Here is an 18,937-nt window from a genome sequence, read left to right as displayed (position 1 = left end):
TCACGCGATCCCCCGTAGGAGCCGGCTTGCCGGCGATGGCGTCCGGTCAGGCGATAAACCTATTGACTGACCGGACGCCATCGCCAGCAAGCCCGCTCCTGCAGGTCGATGTGGTGATCAGATATCGGGCTTGCTGACGTTGTGTTCAAACACCCAGATAACGCTGGGACAATTCCGGTGTGTCGGCCAGTTGCAGCGGCGTACCGTGCCAAACCTGTCGGCCCTTTTCGATGATGTGATGGCAGTCGACCACCCGCGCCATTTCCTTGAGGTTCTTGTCGATGACCAGAATCGTCTCGCCTTCGGCTTTCAAGCTCGCCAGGCAACTCCAGATGGTTTCGCGAATGATCGGTGCCAGGCCTTCGGTCGCCTCGTCGAGAATCAACAACTGCGGGTTGGTCAGCAGGGCGCGGGCGACCGCCATCATCTGCTGTTCGCCACCGGAGAGGGTTTTCGACAACTGATCCTGGCGCTCCTGCAACCGTGGAAACAACTGGTAGATCCGCGCCAGGTCCCACTTGCCCCGGGTCGCGGTGGCCAGCAGGTTTTCCCGCACGCTCAGGCTGCCAAAACCGCGCCGGCCTTCGGGCACCAGTCCCAGGCCGGCCTGGGCGATGCGGTAGGGTGGAGCGCCGCGCATTTCCCGACCGTGAATCAAGACACTGCCAGCGGTGGGCTTGAGCAGACCCATGATCGACTTGACCGTGGTGGTCTTGCCCATGCCATTACGCCCGATCAACGACACGACCTGGCCCTGTTCGATCTTCAAGTGCATGTCGAACAGCACTTGGCTCAGGCCATAGCCGGCCTGTAATCCAGACACTTCAAGCATGTTCTTCTCCCAGGTAGGCGGCACGGACTTGCGGGTCGTTGCGAATCTGCTCGACGCTGCCGGTCAGGATGGTCTGGCCGTAGACCAATACGGTAATGCGGTCCGCCAGGGCGAACACGGCGTCCATGTCGTGTTCCACCAGCAGGATCGCGTAGCGGCCCTTGAGCTCGAGCAACAATTGCGTCATGCGTGCCGATTCCTCGGCGCCCATGCCTGCCATCGGTTCGTCGAGCAACAGCACTGAGGCTTCCTGAGCCAGGGCCAGGGCAATTTCCAGTTGCCGTCGTTCGCCGTGGGACAACTCGCTGACCAGCGCCTGGCCCCGTGCCGCGAGGCCGACACGATGCAGATAGTCCGCCGCCGGTCCCAGCAGGCGACTGTCACTACCCAAGGGTTTCCACATGCCGAAGGTCTGGCCTTCCCGGGCAGCGATCGCGATGGCAACGTTTTCCAGCAGGGTGAACTCCGGATACAACTGACTGACCTGGAAAGCGCGCGCCAGGCCGAGGCGAGGGCGTTGATGGGCGGGCACGTCGGTAATGTCCTGGCCGTTGAGGAAGATCCGCCCCTTGTCCGGGCGGATCTCCCCGGCGATCTGCGAAATCAGTGTCGACTTGCCGGCGCCGTTGGGGCCGATGATGGCGTGCAGTTCCCCCGGGGCAATATTGAAGCTTGCGCCGTTGGTGGCCTTGACCGCGCCAAAGGTTTTTTCCAGCGCCTGGATCGACAGTTGCGGGATCATGAGCGCACCTCGCTGTTGGCAATGGCGGGTGGAGCGTTTGGCACCGGGGGCTTGCGCCAGCGGGGCCACGGGCTGAGTAGCAAGCCGTACAAACCTTTTTTGCCGAACAGCACCACCACCAGCAGCAGCGGGCCGAAGATCAGCAGCCAGTGCTCGGTCCACAGGCTCAACACCTGCTCCAGTCCCAGGTACACCGCAGCGCCGAGCACCGGCCCGATCAGGGTGCCGACGCCGCCAAGAATGACCATCGCCATCAACTCACCGGACTTGTGCCAAGCGCCCATGTCCGGGCTGACGAACATTGCGTAATTCGCCCACAAGATACCGGCCAGGCCACCGCCAACCCCGGCGATGACGAAGGCGCTCAGCCGGTAGCGCAGCGGGTGCAAGCCCAGGCTGATGCTGCGCCGTTCGCTTTGCTTCAGGCCCCGCAGGACATAACCGAAGCGCGAGTTGACCAGTCGCCGGCAGAACAGCAGCCACGCCACCAACAACCCCAGGCACAGGTAGTAAAACTGCACCGGATTTTCCAGATCGAGGCCCGGCAGCGTGTTGCGTTCGTTGAGCAGGATGCCGTCGTCGCCGCCATACAGTGACAGCGAGCTGAGGACGAAATACAGCATCTGGCCGAACGCCAGGGTAATCATGATGAACTGCACGCCGCTGGTGCGCAGTGACAGATAGCCGACCACCAGTGCAAACAGCGCGCAGACCAGCAGCGACAGCGGCCAGACGATCAGCGCGCTGCTTGAGCCTTCCCAGCCCCACAACGGCATGGCCTGGGAGGTGTGAAAACCGATGACGCCGACTACGTAGCCACCCAGGCCAAAGAACGCTGCATGACCAAAACTGATCATCGCGCCATAGCCGATCAACAGGTCCAGGCTGGCGGCGGCCATGCCGTAGATCGCCAGACGCGTGAACAGGCTGACCAGAAAGGGTTCGTGCAACCACGACGCAAGCAGCGGCAGGAGGGCGAATGTCGCCAGGCAGAGCAGATCGATTAGGACTCGACGAGACATGTAGTTTTCCTCAAGCGCGGGCGGGCAACAGGCCGCGTGGACGGACCAGCAGGACGACGGCCATGACGATGTAGGCACTGGCGGAAATCAACCCGCCACTCAAGGTGCCGCTGACTTCGGCGGGCAACAGTTGGTCGAGTAATTGCGGGATGTACGCTCGCCCGAGGCCGTCGACCATGCCGATCAGCAAGGCACCGGCGAGCGCGCCGCGCACCGAGCCGACACCGCCGACGACGATCACGACAAACGTGGTGATCAGGACTTTTTCGCCCATGCCGATTTCCACCGACAGCAGCGGCGCGGCCATGAAACCGGCGAGCCCGCAGAGCACACAGCCGAAGACGAACACGAGGGTGTAGAGGCGGGCGATGTTCACGCCCAATGCCCCGACCATCTCGTGATCGTCGGCCCCGGCGCGAATCAGCATCCCCAGACGGGTATGGTTGATCAGCAGCCACATGGCAATCGCCACCAATGCTCCGGCGGCGATGAACAGCAGGCGGCTGACCGGGTACATCAACCCCGGCAGGACCTCGACGAAGGTGCCATACCACTCGGGTGTCGGCATGGCCGGCGGGCTGCGGCCGACAGCACGGTGATCAACTCGTTGGTGAAAAACACCACGGCCAGGGTGGCCAGCACCTGGTCGAGGTGATCGCGGGCGTAGAGGCGGCGCATGATGCTGGTTTCAATCAGCAGCCCGTACAGTGCAGAGCCAATCACCGCCGCCAGCCCGGCGAGCCAGAACGAGCCGCTGAGCGAAGCGGTGTAGGCGGCGCAGAATGCCCCGACCATGTAGAAGGCGCCATGGGCCAGATTGATGACGCCCATGATGCCGAAGATCAGCGTCAGGCCGGAGGCGAGCAAAAACAGCAAGGCGCTGTATTGCAAGCCATTCAGAATTTGTTCAAGTAACAGCATGCTGGGGAATCCTACGAAAAGTGCCGGCAGCCGAAGCCGCCGGGCACGAGACCGAAAGGTCGGATCACAGGGCGCATTCGGCGGCGAAGCTGTCCACTTGTGACTTGGCGATGGTCTGCACCGGCACCTGGACCAGCTTGCCGTTGGCGTCGGCTTCTACGCGCAGCAAGTACCAGTCGATGACCGCATGCTGGTTTTTGCCGAAGGCGAAATCGCCGCGGATCGAGTCGAACTTGACGTCGCGCAGCGCCTGGCGAAAAGCCGCGGGGTCTTTGGTGTTGCCGCCCACGCTCTTCAGGGCAGCGCCGATCAGTCGCGCCGTGTCATAGGTCTGAGCGGCATACACCGTTGGTACGCGGTTGTATTTTTCGCTGAACGCTTTGACGAACGCCTGGTTGGCCGGGTTTTCAGATCCAGGGTTCCACAAGGTCACGATGTTCATGCCTTTGGCCACATCGCCGGTGGCGGCGAGCATGCGTTCGTCCATGGAGAACACGGGCACTACCATCGGGATGGTTTTGCTCAGGCCCGAGCTGCCGTATTGCTTGGCGAAGTTGATGCCGGCACCGCCGGGGTGGAACTCGAAAATCGCATCCGGCGCCAGCGAACGCACCCGAGCCAGTTCAACCGAGAAATCCAGCTGGTTGAGCTTGGTGTAGATCTCGGTGACCTCACCTTTGTACGTGCGCTTGAAGCCTTCCAGCGCATCGCGTCCGCCCTGGTAGTTGGGGGCCAGGATGACCATCTTTTTGTAGCCCAGCTCATTGGCCGCGACACCGGCCATTTCATGGATCGTGTCGTTCTGGTACGAGGCCACGAAGTAGTTGGGCTTGCACTGCTTGCCGGCCAGGCTCGAAGGGCCGGTGTTGTTGCTGATGTAGAAGCCGTCCTTGGTTGCCGTGTTGACCACTGCCGCCAGCACATTGGAAAAAATCACGCCGGTGTACAGCGAAATGCCGTCCAGGCTCATGCGGTCGATGATTTGTTTGGCGCGCGCCGGTTGCAGCCCGTCGTCCTCGACCAGCAGGCTCACTGGCACACCGCCGAGCTTGCCGTTTTCCTGATCGATGGCCAGCTGGAATCCATCGCGGGAGTCTTCGCCCAGGTAACCGGCGGGGGTCGAGAGGGTGGTGATAAAACCGATACGCACCGGGTCTTGCGCCCGTGCCAGCAGACTGGTCACGCAGCTGGCCGCCAGCAGTGTACCCACGAGTAGTTTTTTCATAGTGCCGCCTTTAATGAAGTCCGCATCGCGCGTGACATAGTTGTTAGTTGAGGGCAGTAAAAAATGTCCGGGTGCCTGGAAATTTGTTTTGGCTGTGGGTTCCAGTGTCAGGTGTTGCTTTCGGTGAATTTCTCGTAGTACAGGCGGGTCTGATCCAGGGCCTGGACGGCCAGCCATTGCTTGATCGACTCGACCATCGGCGGCGGGCCGCAGAGGTACATGTCCAGGTCCTGATCACGAAACTCGGCAAGGTCGAAATGCTCGGTGATGTAACCGCGTCTGCCGCTCCAGTCCGGGGTCGGATCGCTGATGACCGGGGTGAAGCGAAAACCGGGAATCCGCTCTGCGTAGGCCGCGATGCGCGCGGTTTCGCAAAGGTCGGCGGCATTGCGCACGCCGTAGTACAGATGCACCGGATGCCCGCACCCACCACGCTCCGCGAGTTGATCGAGCATGCCCAGGAACGCTGAAAGCCCGGTGCCGCCGGCGACAAACACTAACGGCTTGTCGACGTGGCGCAGGTAAAAGGCGCCGAGGGGGGCTTCGAGCATGATCTCGTCGCCGATCAGGCTGCGCTCGCGGATGTAATTGCTCATCAGCCCGTCGGGCAGCAGCCGGATCAGGAACTGCAACTGGTTACTGCCATTGGGGCGGTTGGCGAATGAGTAGGAGCGCTGGCCGTCTGTGCCAGGCACTTGCAGTCGCGCGTACTGGCCGGGCAAAAAGTCCAGTTGCTGGCCATCGGCACCGGCGTCCAGATGCAGGATCGCGGTGTTCGGCGATACCTGCTCGACGGCCCGCACGATGCCCTTGAGCCGCTCCGGGCCTGGCGCATTGCACAGGCTGGAGGCGAAGTCGAAGTAGAACGCAGCATCGGATTGGACGCGTGTCTGGCAGGTCAGCATTTTGCGCTGGCGCAGGTCGTCGGCCGACAACGCTTCATCGTCGACATAGTCCTGACTGTACTGGCCCGACTCGCAGCGCCCCTGACATGTCCCGCACACACCTTCCCGGCAATCGAGCGGGATATTGATGCCGTTGCGCAGCGCCGCATCGAGCAGGATTTCATTGTTCTGTACCGGGAAGAACAAGGTTTTGCCATCGGCAAAACTGAACGCGACCTTGTGACTCATGATCCAGATTTCCGCCAGTCAGAGGTGATAAAAATCGAGCACCGAATTGATCGTGTCGTTGAGTAGCACCACGTGCTTGCGGCTGATTTTCCAGCTCTCGCCATCAGGCCGCAGGCGGTAGGTGGCGCGACCGAAGAACTGCTCGGCGGTTTGCAGGCGGTAGTAGAGGGTGTGCCAGTTGACCCGCACCTCCAGCTCGTCGTTGTCCAGTGGCGCAATCCGCACATTGCTGATCAGGTGCAGGGTGCGCGGCATCGGGATGGTCGAAGCCGCCTTGCCGGTGCGAATACGGAACACCCGGTCTTCGAGGCCGCCACGATTGGGGTAGTAAATCAGCGACATGCCTTTTTTCGGGTCGGTGGTGTAGACATGTTCCGAGTCCCATTGCGGCAGATGGAACTCGCTGTCGTCGCTGAACATCGACAGGTAGGTATCCCAGTCCTGGCCGTCGCAGGCTTCAGCGTTGCGGTAGAAGAATTGTTCGACGCGGTATTGCAGTTGCGAATTCATGTTCACACCTCACGCAGTTTCAACGGTTGCTCTTCGGCGGCTTTGCGCGCCAGACCTTCGAGCATGAAGCGCTGCCAGTTGCCATGTTGATTGACGTAGAGGCCTTCATGGGTGAACTCGGTGCCGGTCAGCGCCGGTGAGATGCCGATGGTTTCGCTATTGGGCGTCGCCCCCTCGACCCACTTGCCCACGCCGCGGGAAATGTCGCTCCAGCGTTCCAGGCGTGCCTGGAAACCGCGCTGGGCTTCGCGGAATTCCACCAGGTCGTCGGGGGTGCCCATGCCGGACACGTTGAAGAAGTCTTCGAACTGACGAATGCGGTTTTCCCGATCGGCATCCGACTCGCCGACCACACCCAGGCAGAAGCTGTTGATCTCGGTCTTGTTCCAGGCGATCGGACGAATAATGCGCAGCTGCGAGCTGATCTGGTCGAGGAAGAACATGCTCGGGTAGATGTTCAGGTTGCGCAGCCGGTGCATCATCCATTCGGCTTTGCCCTGGCCGTACTCTTCGAGCAGGCGCGGCATGATCGTGCTGTATCCGGGACGTACCGCCGGGTTGGGCATATCGCTGAACAGCACGCTGTGGCCGTTGTGGAAGGCAAACCAGCCATCGTCGGTTTCCTTGTCGCCAGCGCCGAGCTTGCTGTAGTCCAGGGTATCGGCCCCGACCAGGCCTTTCTCGGTATTGACCTGCTGGCGATGCTGCACGGTGGCCACGTAGTTGTAGTGCACGGTGCTGACGTGATAACCGTCCAGACCGTTTTCATTCTGCAGTTTCCAGTTGCCGTCGTAGGTGTAGACGGACTTGCCCGGCAGCACTTCCAGTTCACCGGTGGGCGACTGGGCGACCATCATGTCGAAGAACACCTTGGCGTCACCGAGGAAATCTTGCAGCGAGTCAGTGCCCTCGACATTGAGGCTGACAAACACAAACCCTTTGTAGCTTTCGATGCGGGCTTTTTTCAGGCCGCGGGTGGCTTTGTCGAAACCTTCCGGGTATTCACCGGGGGCCTTGACCTTGACCAGGCGACCATCGCTTTTGTAGCACCATGCGTGGAACGGGCAGGTGAAGGTCGACTGGTTGCCCTTGCCGACGCGGGTCAGGGTCGTGCCCCGGTGCTGGCAGGCGTTGATCAGTGCGTTGAGTTGGCCGTCACCATCGCGGGTGATGATCATTGGCTGGCGCCCGGCGCGCAGGGTCATGAAATCATGCTTGTTGGCGATTTCGCTTTCGTGGCAGGCGTAGATCCAGTTTTTCTCGAAGATCAATTCCATTTCCAGATCAAACAAATCCGGCTCGGTAAACATATCCCGGGCAATTCGGAAGATGCCTTCCGCTGGCCGGAAGTCCAGGCAGCCCTCAATAAAGCTTTTCCACTGTTCGACGCTTTTTGCACTGCTCATTAATCGATACCTCTTTGCATCGGGCTAATTCGTGCATTCAATAAGTTGTTTGTGTCCGCATTAAATAAGTTGCCCGCACCTGGGTCTATCCGCTTTGTCGGCAAACACAGTCCATAAAATTGGCCAATCTGCGTTGGCCTAGATATAGCTGGCCGGAAGCGGCACGGCGAACGAGGAGGAATTGATCATTCGAAGTAAACGGATATGAGTCTCGAATTAACAGGATAGAGACTCTGGCGCCAATGCTGCCTAATCCTTCTCGATGCGTATCGGCTGTCTCGCCGGAGCGACATCAACCATAACGACTCATGCTGAATATTTTAATAAAGAAACAACTGCCAACGATTGGAGTGATCACTTTGGTCACGCCGCTACTTGATGTGTTCGCACATTGAATAAGAGGGGATAAGTTATGTTTCAAGCGAGTTGGTTTACCCGTTGCGTGCAGACGGCCAGCCTGGCCGGAATGATTACACCGATGATGGCCCAGGCGGACTTCGTTGAAGACAGCCACCTGGGGCTGGGCTTGCGCAACTTTTACATCGATCGCGATTTCAAGGGCGAAAACCCGAAGAACTCCCGCGTTGGCAGCTGGACCCAAGGCTTCGACCTGCGCTTCATCTCGGGCTATACCGAGGGGCCGTTGCAGTTTGGCCTGGATGCTTCGATGCAGTACGCCTACCGGCTCGACGGCGGTGGTGGCCGGGGGCCTGACAGCATCATTCCCTATAGCGTCAGCAAGCAAGAACAAGCGACCGATTACGGCCGTGGCGGCTACACCGCGAAGGTGCGTTACTCCAAGACCGAGTTGAAATACGGTGAGCATCGGCCAACGCTGCCGGTGGCCTACACCGACGATTCGCGGCAACTGGTCACCACGTATCACGGCACCCTGATCGAGTCCAAAGAGGTGGATAAGCTGACGCTGACAGGCGGGCGCTTTACCGAAATCAGCGGTCGCGAATCCTCCAACAGCGAAAAAATGTACTTGTTCAACGGGCCTGACGTGCAGCGCCGCAGCGACGGTTTGAACTTTGGCGGCGCCAGTTACGCGTTCACGCCGGCGCTGACCGGGACCTATTTCTACGGGCAACTGGAAGACATCTACCGTCAGCATTACCTGGGTGCCACCTACCTGGCAGACCTGGGTGGCGGCTACGCTCTGAAAACCGATTTGCGCTATTTCAACAACAAGGAAGATGGCGACGCCCTGTACGGCCGCATTGATAACCGCTCCTATGGCGCCATGACTACCCTGCGCAAAGGTGCCCACTCCTTTGGCCTGGGTTATCAACGGATGCTCGGCGACAGCACGTTTCCGACCCTTAACGGCTACGCGCCGCAGCCCTACCTCGTGAACTGGTCCGCCATCGCCTTCGTCAAACCCAACGAAAAATCCTGGCAGGCGCGGTATGACTTCGATTTCGCTGGCGTGGGTATGCCTGGCTTGAAACTGATGACGCGTTACATGCGCGGCACCGACATCGATCGCGGCGCCCTCAGCGACAACAGCGAGTCGGAGCGCAATATCTATCTGTCCTATGTGGTTCAGGAAGGTCCGCTGAAGAACCTTGGCGTCGAACTGCGCAACATCAACGTCAAATTCCGCCATGGTAATGACTTCGACGAAAACCGTCTTATCACCACTTACACCTGTAAATTCTGGTAAGCGACCCGCACCCTCCGAACGAGATTTCGGTCTCCTGCGCTTCAACAATTCCAGGGGGTAACACCTGCCTGCTCATCTGGGCAGGTAATACCCAATCACGCCTGGTGTTCAATGCATGCCTATTGTGCCGACCGGTGGGTGTCTGCTCTTTTTTGCAGCGCCCTACCTGTGTTTACGGCGTGAGAAAGACGTTCACGGGGATGGACGGCTCTGGCGATGCACTGTCCTTATCCGATTAATCGGTGAATGTTATCCGCATATTTCGGCCGGCCCCCGGAGGGAGGCACGCGGCATGAAGATTGCTCTTTCTATCAGAGGCGTGCCGTCAGAGCGCGTTCATAAAACAGCCGTGGGTGCCCCGTGATGAGTACAAGTCCTGATGTACATGTTCGTGACATTCGTATCGAGCGTTATGACCTCAATGGTGCCCGGCAGTGGATGGCCGGAATCTGTGGGCCGCATCTGCTCAAGACCAGCTACCCCAACCGCATTCAGTTCCATCACAGTGGCAATGTGCTCAAATCCATGTCCACGACACTGGGGGTGATCGGGTACGGCACCGACGTCACGGTCGGCATCGAAGACGCCGAACACCTGAACAGCTACAGCCTCAGTCTGCCCCTCGTCGGCGAACAACACTTAAGCAAGCAGGGCTGTCAGGTGACGTCCGATCGCGACAGCGCAGTCATCGTGTCGCCCCACGAAAACCAGGAGCTGTCGATCAACGGCGATTGCCGCAAGATCCAGGTCGTCATCACCCGTGCGGCCATGCGCAAGTCCCTTGAAGACATGCTGCAGCGGCCATTGGAAACCCCCTTGCGTTTCGAGCCGGTGATGGACGCCGTCAACGGGTCCTCCGCGTCGTGGTGGCGCATGGCTCGCTACTTTATCGGCGAGCTGGAGCGCAGCCGCGAGTTGTATGACCAGACGTTTTTCACTCGCGACATCGAGAGCTCGCTGATCAAGGGCTTGATCCTCGCCCAGCCGAACAACTACTCCGATGAGTTGCGCAATGTGCTCGGCGTCAAACTGCCGCACTACCTGATTCGAGCCAAGCAGTACATCCACGAAAATGCCCGCGAAGCGCTGCACCTGGAAGACATTGAGGCGATTTCCGGTGTGTCGCGGTTCAAGCTGTTCGAAGGTTTCAAGAAATACTTTGGCATGTCGCCGATGGCGTATCTGAAGAAGCACCGGCTGGGTGCCGTGCGCCAGGAAATCCTCGAGGACAATTCGGCGCGCAATATCTCGGTGATTGCCATGGGGTGGGGTTTTACCCACCTGGGCCGGTTCTCCAGCGAGTATCGCAAGCTGTTCGATGAAACACCGAGTACCACCCTGCAACGTAACGAAGCTCGCCGAAACCGGTCGCTTTGAGCCATGGCTGCGCTATCGGTTCACCCTATGCCTGGCGCTGGTGCGGGGCTTGATCTGTCGAGGCTGTGCCAGACGCCGGTCTTCACCAGCCGCTCGCGGCAGGAAAGTCATCGGCTGCTCGCGCGTGAGTTGGTCGAACACGACTTGAGCTGGCGCACTGGCAATGTCGACACCGCGTTTTTCCGCGCTGAAGTGGGACGTTGCCAATTGTTTGTCCTGCGTTACGGTGCCGAGGTTGAGGTACGGCCACGGCCTTTTACCGATTTCGTATTGATGCAGATGCCATTGCGCGGGCGGGCCAGCATCGAGTGCGACGGGCTGGCGCTGGAGTTGGAGGAGGGGCAAGTGGCGGTGCTCGCGCCCAATCGCCAGGCCCGACTGGTCTGGCACCGTGGCTGCGAACAATTGCTGCTCAAGGTGCCGCGCTCCTTGTTGAGGCTGATGCAGGAACGGCTGGTGGACGAAGGAGGGCTGGCCGCCGATTTCAGCTTGCCACCCGCCTACCGGCTCGACACTGGTCAGGCGCGTGGCTGGTTGCGCCTGGTCGATGATTTGCTTGAGCAGCTGGGGGCCAGCGAGGGCGAGCCGGTGCATGCTCACTGGTTGCGACATCTGGAAGAAAGCCTGCCGCTATTCCTGCTGACCCACCCACCGAAAGTCGACGGGGCACCGATAGCGGTCGTTGAGACGCCAGCACAGCGTCAGGCCTTGCGACAGTTGCACAAGATCGAAGACTTGATGCGCAGTCGCCTGGGGGACGCACTTTCCCTGGGCGAACTGGCCGCTGCGGCGGGCATGAGCGAACGCAGCCTCAACACCCTGTGCCAGCGCTGTTACGGACAAACACCCATGGAGCGGTTGCGCAACCTGCGGCTTGAAGCGGTGCGCGATCGTTTGCTCGGTCGTTGCGACGTGAGCATTACTGAAGTCGCCCTGGAACATGGCTTTGGTCATCTCGGGCGTTTCGCCCGTTATTACCGTGAACGCTTTGGCGAACTGCCGCATCAGACGGCTGCGAATGCTGACCCTTGCAGGAGCGAGCTTGCTCGCGATGGACGTTAACGATAACGCGTGTTGTCGGGTTAAACGCGTCGCCCTCAAGTCCATCGCGAGCTCGCTCTACAGGGTGCAGTGTTCGATTACTGTTCGGCGCTGTCCGCCCATTTGCCCATCAGCGTATTGGACGGCCGTTGTTCGTCGAGCAGTTTCTTCGCCGTTTCGATACCGGCCACGGGCAACCCGGTGGGGTCGAGCAGGCCGATCTGCACCAGAACGCTGGCCTGGTCCCAGTAAATATGTTCGTGACACAGCTTGTCGCCCCGGAACTTGATGACCCCGAGCATCGGTATTTCGACGTATTGACCGGTCGGCGCGACGTTGGGCAGCATCCAGTCGATTTCACTGGTGTGGGTGAAACACATCACGAACTCGTCGACGATCTGCGAGGCCCCGACAGTGCGCGAGATGGGCACCAGCTTCATGTCCGGCGGATTGGCGTGGACGAAATGGTTCTGGTAGAAGCGGCTCAGTTCGCGGTAGCCCACGCCACCGGTCATGGTCGGAATGTGGTTGACGTACGGTTCGGCAACCATGGTCGCCATGGTCGCCGGGACATCGCGGACGGCAAACTCGAATTCGATGTGCTTTTCCCACAGTTCGGACAGGTTGTAGTTCGGGCCGATGGCCTGTTTGAGTGCGGCGATGCTGCGTTGATGGGCCATCAATGCAGCCGGCTTGTTGTAGTGCATGCCACCGTTGCGGGCGAAGGCATGGTCGACGTCGGGGTAGGTGTAAATCTCGACGTTGTTGCGGCCGCCCAGGCGCTGACTGATCAGCGTTCGGGCATTGGCATCGCAGTAGCCATCCTGTTCGGCGAAGTGCAGCACCAGGCGGCCTTTGATGTTGTCGGCTTCGTCGAGCAACTGTTCAATGCCCATGCCGTAATAGCCCACCGAGCAGGCGGCGTCGGTTCTCGTCGCCGTCAGGTAGGCCAGCTTGCCGCCCATGCAGAAACCCACATAGCCGAAACCGACGTCCTCGACTTCGGGCAAATCGCTGAGTGCCCTGAAACTGGCGTCGATGTCATCGACAGCCTTGTCCACGTCCATGCGCTGGAACAGCTCGATGGCACGGGCGAAGTCGGCCTCGGTGTACCCCAGGTCTACGCCCGGTTCCAGGCGCCAGAACAGGTCCGGCACCAAGGCGACATACCCTTCCTCGGCGTAAAAATCGGCCACTTCGCGCATGTTGGCGTTGATGCCGAAGATTTCCTGGCCTATTACCACGCCGGGACCTTTGCCGCTGGCGGGCAGCGCCAGGTAACCGGCGAAACTGCCGCTGCCGTCGCTGGCTTTTACGGTGATTATCTTGCCCATGGTATTACCTCGTTATCGACTCTTCATCAGGTTTTGTTGGCGGTGCTCAATAGGCGAAGCGATTCAGACCGGGTCACGCAAGCGCTCGAACCACACCCGGGGCGAGAGCCCCTGATCGGGGCCGAGGATCGAAAAACCGCCGTCCACCGGAATGTCTACCCCGGTAATCCAGGACGCCCCATGGCTGCACAGGAAGGCGACCACATGGCCGATCTCCTCGCCGCGCCCGACGCGCCCAAGCGGGTGAAAGGTGGCCCCCACGCGGTCGGCCACGGCAAGGTCGCCGCCGCTCAGGTTCGCCACCGACGGCGACCAGGTCCAGGCCGGCGAGACGCTGATGACCCGGATCGAAGCCGGTGCCAGGCTCACCGCAAGGTTTCGGGTCAGCTGCAGCAAACCGGCCTTGGACGCCGGGTACAGGGCTCGCCCGGCTGCGCCAAACTTGCCGCCGGTGCTGCCGATGTTGATCACGGTGCCGCCTTCACTCATGTGCGGCGTGGCTTTCTGTACGAAAATGGCCGCCGACACCAGGTTGATGTTGAGGGTGTTCAACCATTGCGCGCGGTCTGACTGTAGCCCCTGGTCGTCGTAGACACAGGCGTTGTTGACCAGAATGTCGAGACGGCCGAAGGCGGCCAGCGTGGTGTCGATACAGTCATCGATATCCTCGTCCAGCTCGACATTGCAGGCGACAAAGCGACAGCGTTCACCCAACTCGCTGGCCAGTAGCGCCCCCATGTCGCGGTTGCGGCCGACCAGCATGACGCAGGCACCGGCGTTTAGCAGTTGACGAGCAATGTCAGTCCCCAGGCCCTGGGTGCTGCCCGTGACGATCGCCACCTGACCTTGCAGGTTGGCAGTGGGAATGGACTTCATGGCATTGACTCCAGGGTGCTTGCAACATCCGTGACGGTGGCGATCAACCGCATGCTGTCCAGCGCCGCCAGATGAGTCGCGGGGCGGGCGGCGGCGCAGGCGTCGGCCAGCACCGTCACCTCGAAGCCGCAATCGACGGCATGCCGTACCGTGCTTTCCACCACCGAGTGGGTGGCGACGCCGGCGATCAGCAACTGTCGTGTTTCAAGCTGGCGCAACAGGGTGTCCAGCGGTGTGCCGTAAAATGCGTTGATGCGGGTATGAGTGATGACGAATTCATCCGGGCCTTCCAGCGGTTGCAACGCGTCATGGAACTGCGCGCCCCAAGTGCCTTCCTGGACGGCACCGCTGGCCGCGACGGCGCGCAGGATCGGCGCGTTCTGTACCAGGTCGGCATAGTCCGGGCGATACGCCACGCGCACATGAATGATCGGCCAGCCCCGTGCTCGGGCGCCTTGCTGCAGCCTGATGGCGGCGTCCAGCACGGCGTCACGTGCCGGATCATCGGCTGCGAGCCCGACCCGGATGCGGCCGTCAGGATGCAACACGTCATTCTGATAATGCAGGGCCAATACGGTCGGGCGCCCCATCAGACAAAGACCTCAAGGTTGGCGAACACATCATTGCAGTTGATCAGGTCAACCCGCTTGAGCTGGATTTTCCAGCCGCCGCTGTCCTGACTGGCCAGCTTGTAGGTGTAGCGCCCGGCCAACTGGCGTTGTTCAAGACGCCATTCGCTGACCTGGAACGTCGCGCTCACCACCAGCAGCCCTTGGCTGTCGAGTCCTTCGACCATCACATTGCCCACCAGGTGAGCCGTGCGGGTCGGTGGTTGTTGCGACCAGTTACGCACGTTCTCTACCCGGCGGATGCGCACTTCGCGCAACATGCGGTTTTCCCAGAACAGCGAAATGTGTTCGAAAGGGTCGACCTGCCCATGCAGGTGCGGCACCCAGTACATGCCCGCATCGGTAAACAGTTGGTCCCACTCCCAGAAGCGGCGCTCATCCAGCAGGCGTGCTTCGCGATAGAGAAACTGCTCGATCTCGCGCAAGGTTTCGCTGGGTACCTGGGCCGGGATCAGGGCGTGAGTCGAGACGTCGAAAGTGCGATCAAGCAGCATGGGTGCTCTCCTTGGCGATCAGGGTGGCGGTCATGTAGTGCTTCCAGGCGGCGAACTGGTTGCGCATCGGCAGCTCGCTCGTGCCATTGGTCGAGACCGCGCCATCGGGCAGCAACCGGTCGGTGCCGACATAACGGTGCATGCTGATCCATTCACCACCGCGGGTCATGTTGCCCTCCTGGCAGCGGGCATAGACTTCGACGTCGTCGGGCATGACGTTGGAGGAGGGTGAGTTGATGACGTTGGCGTACGTCAGCGCCCGATCAAATACGGCATCCGGAGCGCCTTTGCAGCGGAACGTCTGGATTTCCACCAAGGTGCGGTCGACGGCCATCGGCCGGATCACCCGGAACTGCATGAACACGGTGTGGGGCGAGCCGCTGCCGTAGATCACAGTGTTGTGACGATTCATTCCCATGATGTCTCGGGCGCGTTCTTCGCCATAGGCATCGCTCAGGCATTCGAAGTGGGCCTTGGACACATCGTCGCGCTCGGCGGCTGCCGGATCGAAGATCGCTTCCATGTAGCCATGTCCATTGTTGTAGGCACGCAGTTCGAGCTTTTCCCAGAAATCGTAGGGCTCGCCGTTGCCGTCCATGATCAGCAGTTCGAAAGGCATTTCTCCCAAGGACTCGGCTTCGCTGCGGGCCGCGTCCACCGAGGACTCATGCGTGACGCGAGCGTGCATGGTGTCGTGGAGATTTTCGTAGAAGACTTTCCAGTTGGAGCGCTGCATGACTCGAAAAATGCCGCCGGCCACTTCGACTTCACCCACCGGCGAGCGATCGCAGAGATTGTCGATGGAGGTGATCACGCCGCCGAGAAAGCTTTTCAGGTCTGGACCATGATCGATCTGGCTGGCGAACACGAAGCCTCGATAGCTGTCGACCCGCGCCAGGCTCACCATTGAAAAGTCCGGGTGCCGGGGGTTGAAACAGGTGCCTTCGAAGCCGTTCTTCAACGGTGCCGAAAGGTGCTGGCCGTCAAGTTTGAAGGTCCAGGCGTGGTAAGGGCAGCGGAAGAACTTGCCGACATTGCCGTCGCCTTCGGCCACCAGCTTGGCGCCTTTGTGCGGGCAACGGTTGTAGAGCACATTGACGTTTTTATCGGCACCGCGAACCAGAATCACGTCCTGATCGCCGATACGTGTGGTGTGGTAGTCACCGACGTTTTTGACCTGGCTTTCATGGCCGACGTAGATCCATGCCTGACCATAGATTCGCTGCATTTCCAGATCAAACAGTTGAGGGTCGGTGTAAACGCTTTTGTGCACGCTGTCGTCGCGGATCAGGGCCGCGATCTGTTCGTTCGAGGGAATCATGATGTCTCCTTTTAACCAGCCATAAAGAGGTGCGTGGTACGACAACGCACTTACAAATCGAGCACCAGGCGAGCGCTGGAGGCGCGGGATACACAGGTGCAGAAGCTGCCGTCAGCCCGTTCGCGCTCCGACAGACAAATATCGCGGTGGTCAGCGGTGCCTTCGAGCACTTGGGCCACGCACACCCCACAGTCACCCCGACGGCAATCGAACATCGGGTCCAGCTCGGCTTCTATCATTGCGTCCAGTACGCTTTTGCCCGCGGGCACCTGGAGCGTTACGCCACTGGCGCGCAGTTCCACTTCAAAACCGGCTTCGGTCTCGGCGTCGAGGCTGCCGATGAACAATTCGCTGTGCAGTTGGCTGTCGTCCCAGCCCAGTGCGCGAGCCGTTTGCAGCACGTTGCTGATCAATGACTTGGGGCCGCACACATAAAGCTGGCGTCCGTTGATAGGCGAATCCAGCAGGCTGTTCAGGGGCAGGCGTCGCGCCGGGTCGCCGCCGCTGATCCAGCATCGGGCGGTGCCGAGCGCCTGGACCTCTTCCAGATACGCCATGCGGCCTGCGTCGCGACCGGCATAGTGCAAAGTGAACGGCTGCTGACTGGCCGCGAGCGAGCGGGCCATGCCAAGCATTGGGGTGATGCCTATTCCTCCCGCGATCAGCAGGTAGTCACTGGCATTAGCCACCAAAGGAAAATGGTTGTTGGGCGCGCGGACCACCAGTTGCTGACCGACTTGCACCTCGTGCATCCAGCGCGAACCACCGCTGCTCTGGTCTTCCAGTTGCACCGCGATCTCGTAGTGAGGGTGTTCAGGCAGGCTGACCAGCGAGTAAGCACGCCACCTGGGTTTGCTGCCTGGTATCTGCACTTCGATATGAGCACCCGGGGTGAAACCGGGCAGGGTGTGGCCGGCGTCATCGACCAGGATCATGCGACGAATGTGAGGCGTGAGCAGATCGATCCTTTCGATACGCAAAGACAGGCTGGGCATGCACGGTTCCTGAACGGGGCGAGCGCTGCTCGCCGTTGAAGTCGTACACACTGTAGGGAGAGGGGGCTGGGGTGAAAAAGCCGATACCGGCAAGTCGATAGCCACATTTTGCGTAAATACGCGGGACCGGGCGTCCTTCAGCAGTTGAAAGGACTCCAGCAGGACGACATCGTTCAGCGCACCGTATATCCAGAGGTACCGCCGCGAGTGGAGCACGCGCTGACGGCGCTTGGTCATGCGCTCGGCCCGGCCATGACAGCCCTTATCGACTGGGCTGAGCTTCGCCAGCAGCATGATGCGAAGGGTATGACTAACAAACGTTAGCGACGATGGACTTTTGAAGCGCTAATCCGCCCTGTTCGATTATCAAACGTCAGCCCGTTTCAGATCTGATCAGCTATGGTTTCCGAATATTCGATTTGTGACTATGTTTACTATTGGTCACAATTTGTATGTCCTCGATAGGGTGAGTAAGCTATTCCCATGAATCAGCCATCAATATCTTCGCCCAGCTTCCGTGGCCCAGCCGATCACGACATTCGAGACCAGATTGTCGCGGCGGCCAACGAGCACTTCAGTCAATACGGCTACGGTAAAACCACGGTTTCCGACCTGGCCAAGGCCATCGGGTTTTCCAAGGCTTACATCTATAAATTCTTTGATTCCAAGCAAGCAATCGGTGAGGCCATCTGCGCTAATTGTCTGGCAGAAATCGTCGCGGCAGTGGAGCAGGCTATCAATGTCGAAGGCCTGTCTCCAACGGAGCGCTTTCGACGTTTGGTCAAAACTGTTATCGCCACAGGTGTGAATCTGTTCTTCAACGACCGAAAACTCTATGACATAGCAGCGTTCGCGGCGTCGGAAAGCTGGACCAGTACGCAGGCTTATGACGCACAGATCAAAAGCTTCGTGTCGCAAATTGTTCGGGAGGGGCGAGAGATTGGCGAATTTGAACGCAAGACTCCGCTGGATGAAACAGTAGAAGCGATACATCTCGCGCTGCGCCCCTTCGTCAACCCTTTGCTGCTGCAGTACAACCTCGATTTCGTCGAGGAGGCGCCCATGCTCACCTCCAACCTCATCTTGCGTAGCCTCATGCCTTGACCTTCGACTAAAGGTTTACGGCATTTGCGGGCAAGCACAGTTCATCAAATGGCTTTTCACTTGGCCCTTCTGCCCTCCGGCGAAGGGCATTTATTTATCCGTATTGTGACCGATCTCTGAATTGGTCACGTGTATAAACATGGTGTGCCTATGGGGTACTACGTCAAACCCATCGATGAGCATTGGGTGTTCGGTGTAGGTGTTTATGTGCCTTAATGAGATGGTCAGCTCGGCTCGAGAAACCCGGTGAGTCTAGACTTACCGGGTTTCTCTCTTTACCGAAGGAGGATCTCTCATGAACACCGT

At 59.8% G+C, this 18,937-nt stretch carries 20 protein-coding genes; 5 read left to right on the top strand and 15 right to left on the bottom strand.

From position 1 onward, the window contains the following. Positions 1–145: 145 nt before the first annotated feature. The 9 genes from FBY04_RS27185 to antA form a co-directional block, all read right to left on the bottom strand. Complete coding sequence (locus FBY04_RS27185; protein ID WP_145318328.1) at positions 146–832, bottom strand: ABC transporter ATP-binding protein; 687 nt, start codon at positions 830–832, stop codon at positions 146–148. Continuing rightward, the gene (locus FBY04_RS27180) at positions 825–1,574 is read right to left on the bottom strand and encodes an ABC transporter ATP-binding protein (RefSeq protein ID WP_145318326.1); all 750 of its coding nucleotides are present in this window, start codon (positions 1,572–1,574) and stop codon (positions 825–827) included. The genes FBY04_RS27185 and FBY04_RS27180 overlap by 8 nt, the downstream gene beginning before the upstream one ends. After that, positions 1,571–2,596 carry a branched-chain amino acid ABC transporter permease gene (locus tag FBY04_RS27175; RefSeq protein ID WP_084317848.1) on the bottom strand — a complete coding sequence of 342 codons (1,026 nt, stop codon included), beginning with the start codon at positions 2,594–2,596 and terminating at the stop codon, positions 1,571–1,573. The genes FBY04_RS27180 and FBY04_RS27175 overlap by 4 nt, the downstream gene beginning before the upstream one ends. A gap of 10 nt (positions 2,597–2,606) precedes the next feature. After that, complete coding sequence (locus FBY04_RS32885) at positions 2,607–3,164, bottom strand: branched-chain amino acid ABC transporter permease (protein WP_256667184.1); 558 nt, start codon at positions 3,162–3,164, stop codon at positions 2,607–2,609. Next, positions 3,113–3,517 (bottom strand): branched-chain amino acid ABC transporter permease, encoded by a 405-nt coding sequence (locus FBY04_RS32880; protein ID WP_256667183.1) that lies wholly within the window; start codon positions 3,515–3,517, stop codon positions 3,113–3,115. The genes FBY04_RS32885 and FBY04_RS32880 overlap by 52 nt, the downstream gene beginning before the upstream one ends. Positions 3,518–3,581: 64 nt before the next feature. Next, a complete protein-coding gene (locus FBY04_RS27165; protein ID WP_145318323.1) occupies positions 3,582–4,742 on the bottom strand; it encodes an ABC transporter substrate-binding protein in 1,161 nt (386 codons plus the stop codon). Positions 4,743–4,849: 107 nt separating this feature from the next. Beyond that, entirely contained in the window at positions 4,850–5,875 is a 1,026-nt protein-coding gene (gene antC / locus FBY04_RS27160) for an anthranilate 1,2-dioxygenase electron transfer component AntC (protein WP_084317845.1), read from the bottom strand. A gap of 18 nt (positions 5,876–5,893) precedes the next feature. Then, a complete protein-coding gene (gene antB / locus FBY04_RS27155; protein WP_145318320.1) occupies positions 5,894–6,385 on the bottom strand; it encodes an anthranilate 1,2-dioxygenase small subunit in 492 nt (163 codons plus the stop codon). Between the two features lie 2 nt (positions 6,386–6,387). After that, the gene (antA, locus tag FBY04_RS27150) at positions 6,388–7,791 is read right to left on the bottom strand and encodes an anthranilate 1,2-dioxygenase large subunit (protein ID WP_084317843.1); all 1,404 of its coding nucleotides are present in this window, start codon (positions 7,789–7,791) and stop codon (positions 6,388–6,390) included. A gap of 412 nt (positions 7,792–8,203) precedes the next feature. Between antA and FBY04_RS27145 the strand changes: the two genes are divergently transcribed. From FBY04_RS27145 to FBY04_RS27135, 3 genes are all read left to right on the top strand, one after another. Then, the gene (locus tag FBY04_RS27145) at positions 8,204–9,460 is read left to right on the top strand and encodes an OprD family porin (RefSeq protein ID WP_145318316.1); all 1,257 of its coding nucleotides are present in this window, start codon (positions 8,204–8,206) and stop codon (positions 9,458–9,460) included. Positions 9,461–9,823: 363 nt separating this feature from the next. Then, on the top strand, positions 9,824–10,837 hold the full coding sequence (locus FBY04_RS27140) for an AraC family transcriptional regulator (RefSeq protein ID WP_174602645.1): 1,014 nt from the start codon (positions 9,824–9,826) through the stop codon (positions 10,835–10,837). A gap of 27 nt (positions 10,838–10,864) precedes the next feature. After that, positions 10,865–11,899, top strand: coding sequence for an AraC family transcriptional regulator (locus tag FBY04_RS27135; RefSeq protein ID WP_084317840.1), 1,035 nt, complete (start codon positions 10,865–10,867; stop codon positions 11,897–11,899). 77 nt (positions 11,900–11,976) lie between these two features. Here the strand turns inward: FBY04_RS27135 and FBY04_RS27125 are convergent, their stop codons facing one another. From FBY04_RS27125 to FBY04_RS27100, 6 genes are all read right to left on the bottom strand, one after another. Continuing rightward, positions 11,977–13,212 (bottom strand): dienelactone hydrolase family protein, encoded by a 1,236-nt coding sequence (locus FBY04_RS27125; protein WP_145318313.1) that lies wholly within the window; start codon positions 13,210–13,212, stop codon positions 11,977–11,979. Positions 13,213–13,275: 63 nt separating this feature from the next. Then, positions 13,276–14,088, bottom strand: coding sequence for an SDR family oxidoreductase (locus FBY04_RS27120; protein ID WP_145318310.1), 813 nt, complete (start codon positions 14,086–14,088; stop codon positions 13,276–13,278). Then, positions 14,085–14,678 (bottom strand): cysteine hydrolase family protein, encoded by a 594-nt coding sequence (locus FBY04_RS27115; protein WP_145318307.1) that lies wholly within the window; start codon positions 14,676–14,678, stop codon positions 14,085–14,087. Before FBY04_RS27115 ends, FBY04_RS27120 begins: the two co-directional genes overlap by 4 nt. Then, positions 14,678–15,211 carry an aromatic-ring-hydroxylating dioxygenase subunit beta gene (locus tag FBY04_RS27110; protein WP_145318304.1) on the bottom strand — a complete coding sequence of 178 codons (534 nt, stop codon included), beginning with the start codon at positions 15,209–15,211 and terminating at the stop codon, positions 14,678–14,680. Before FBY04_RS27110 ends, FBY04_RS27115 begins: the two co-directional genes overlap by 1 nt. Next, the gene (locus FBY04_RS27105; RefSeq protein WP_145318300.1) at positions 15,201–16,532 is read right to left on the bottom strand and encodes an aromatic ring-hydroxylating dioxygenase subunit alpha; all 1,332 of its coding nucleotides are present in this window, start codon (positions 16,530–16,532) and stop codon (positions 15,201–15,203) included. The genes FBY04_RS27110 and FBY04_RS27105 overlap by 11 nt, the downstream gene beginning before the upstream one ends. Before the next feature lie 50 nt (positions 16,533–16,582). Next, positions 16,583–17,527, bottom strand: coding sequence for a PDR/VanB family oxidoreductase (locus FBY04_RS27100; protein WP_145318297.1), 945 nt, complete (start codon positions 17,525–17,527; stop codon positions 16,583–16,585). Between the two features lie 108 nt (positions 17,528–17,635). Between FBY04_RS27100 and FBY04_RS27095 the strand changes: the two genes are divergently transcribed. Both FBY04_RS27095 and FBY04_RS27090 read left to right on the top strand, forming a co-directional pair. Then, positions 17,636–17,851 carry a helix-turn-helix domain-containing protein gene (locus FBY04_RS27095; RefSeq protein WP_306092737.1) on the top strand — a complete coding sequence of 72 codons (216 nt, stop codon included), beginning with the start codon at positions 17,636–17,638 and terminating at the stop codon, positions 17,849–17,851. A gap of 159 nt (positions 17,852–18,010) precedes the next feature. Continuing rightward, complete coding sequence (locus tag FBY04_RS27090; protein WP_145318294.1) at positions 18,011–18,631, top strand: TetR/AcrR family transcriptional regulator; 621 nt, start codon at positions 18,011–18,013, stop codon at positions 18,629–18,631. The last annotated feature ends 306 nt before the right edge of the window (positions 18,632–18,937 follow it).

The organism is Pseudomonas sp. SJZ080 (assembly GCF_007828295.1).
GTDB classification, from domain to species: Bacteria; Pseudomonadota; Gammaproteobacteria; order Pseudomonadales; family Pseudomonadaceae; genus Aquipseudomonas; species Aquipseudomonas migulae_A.
Note: the sequence above shows the minus strand (reverse complement) of the source record. Positions and strands in the feature narration are given on the sequence as shown.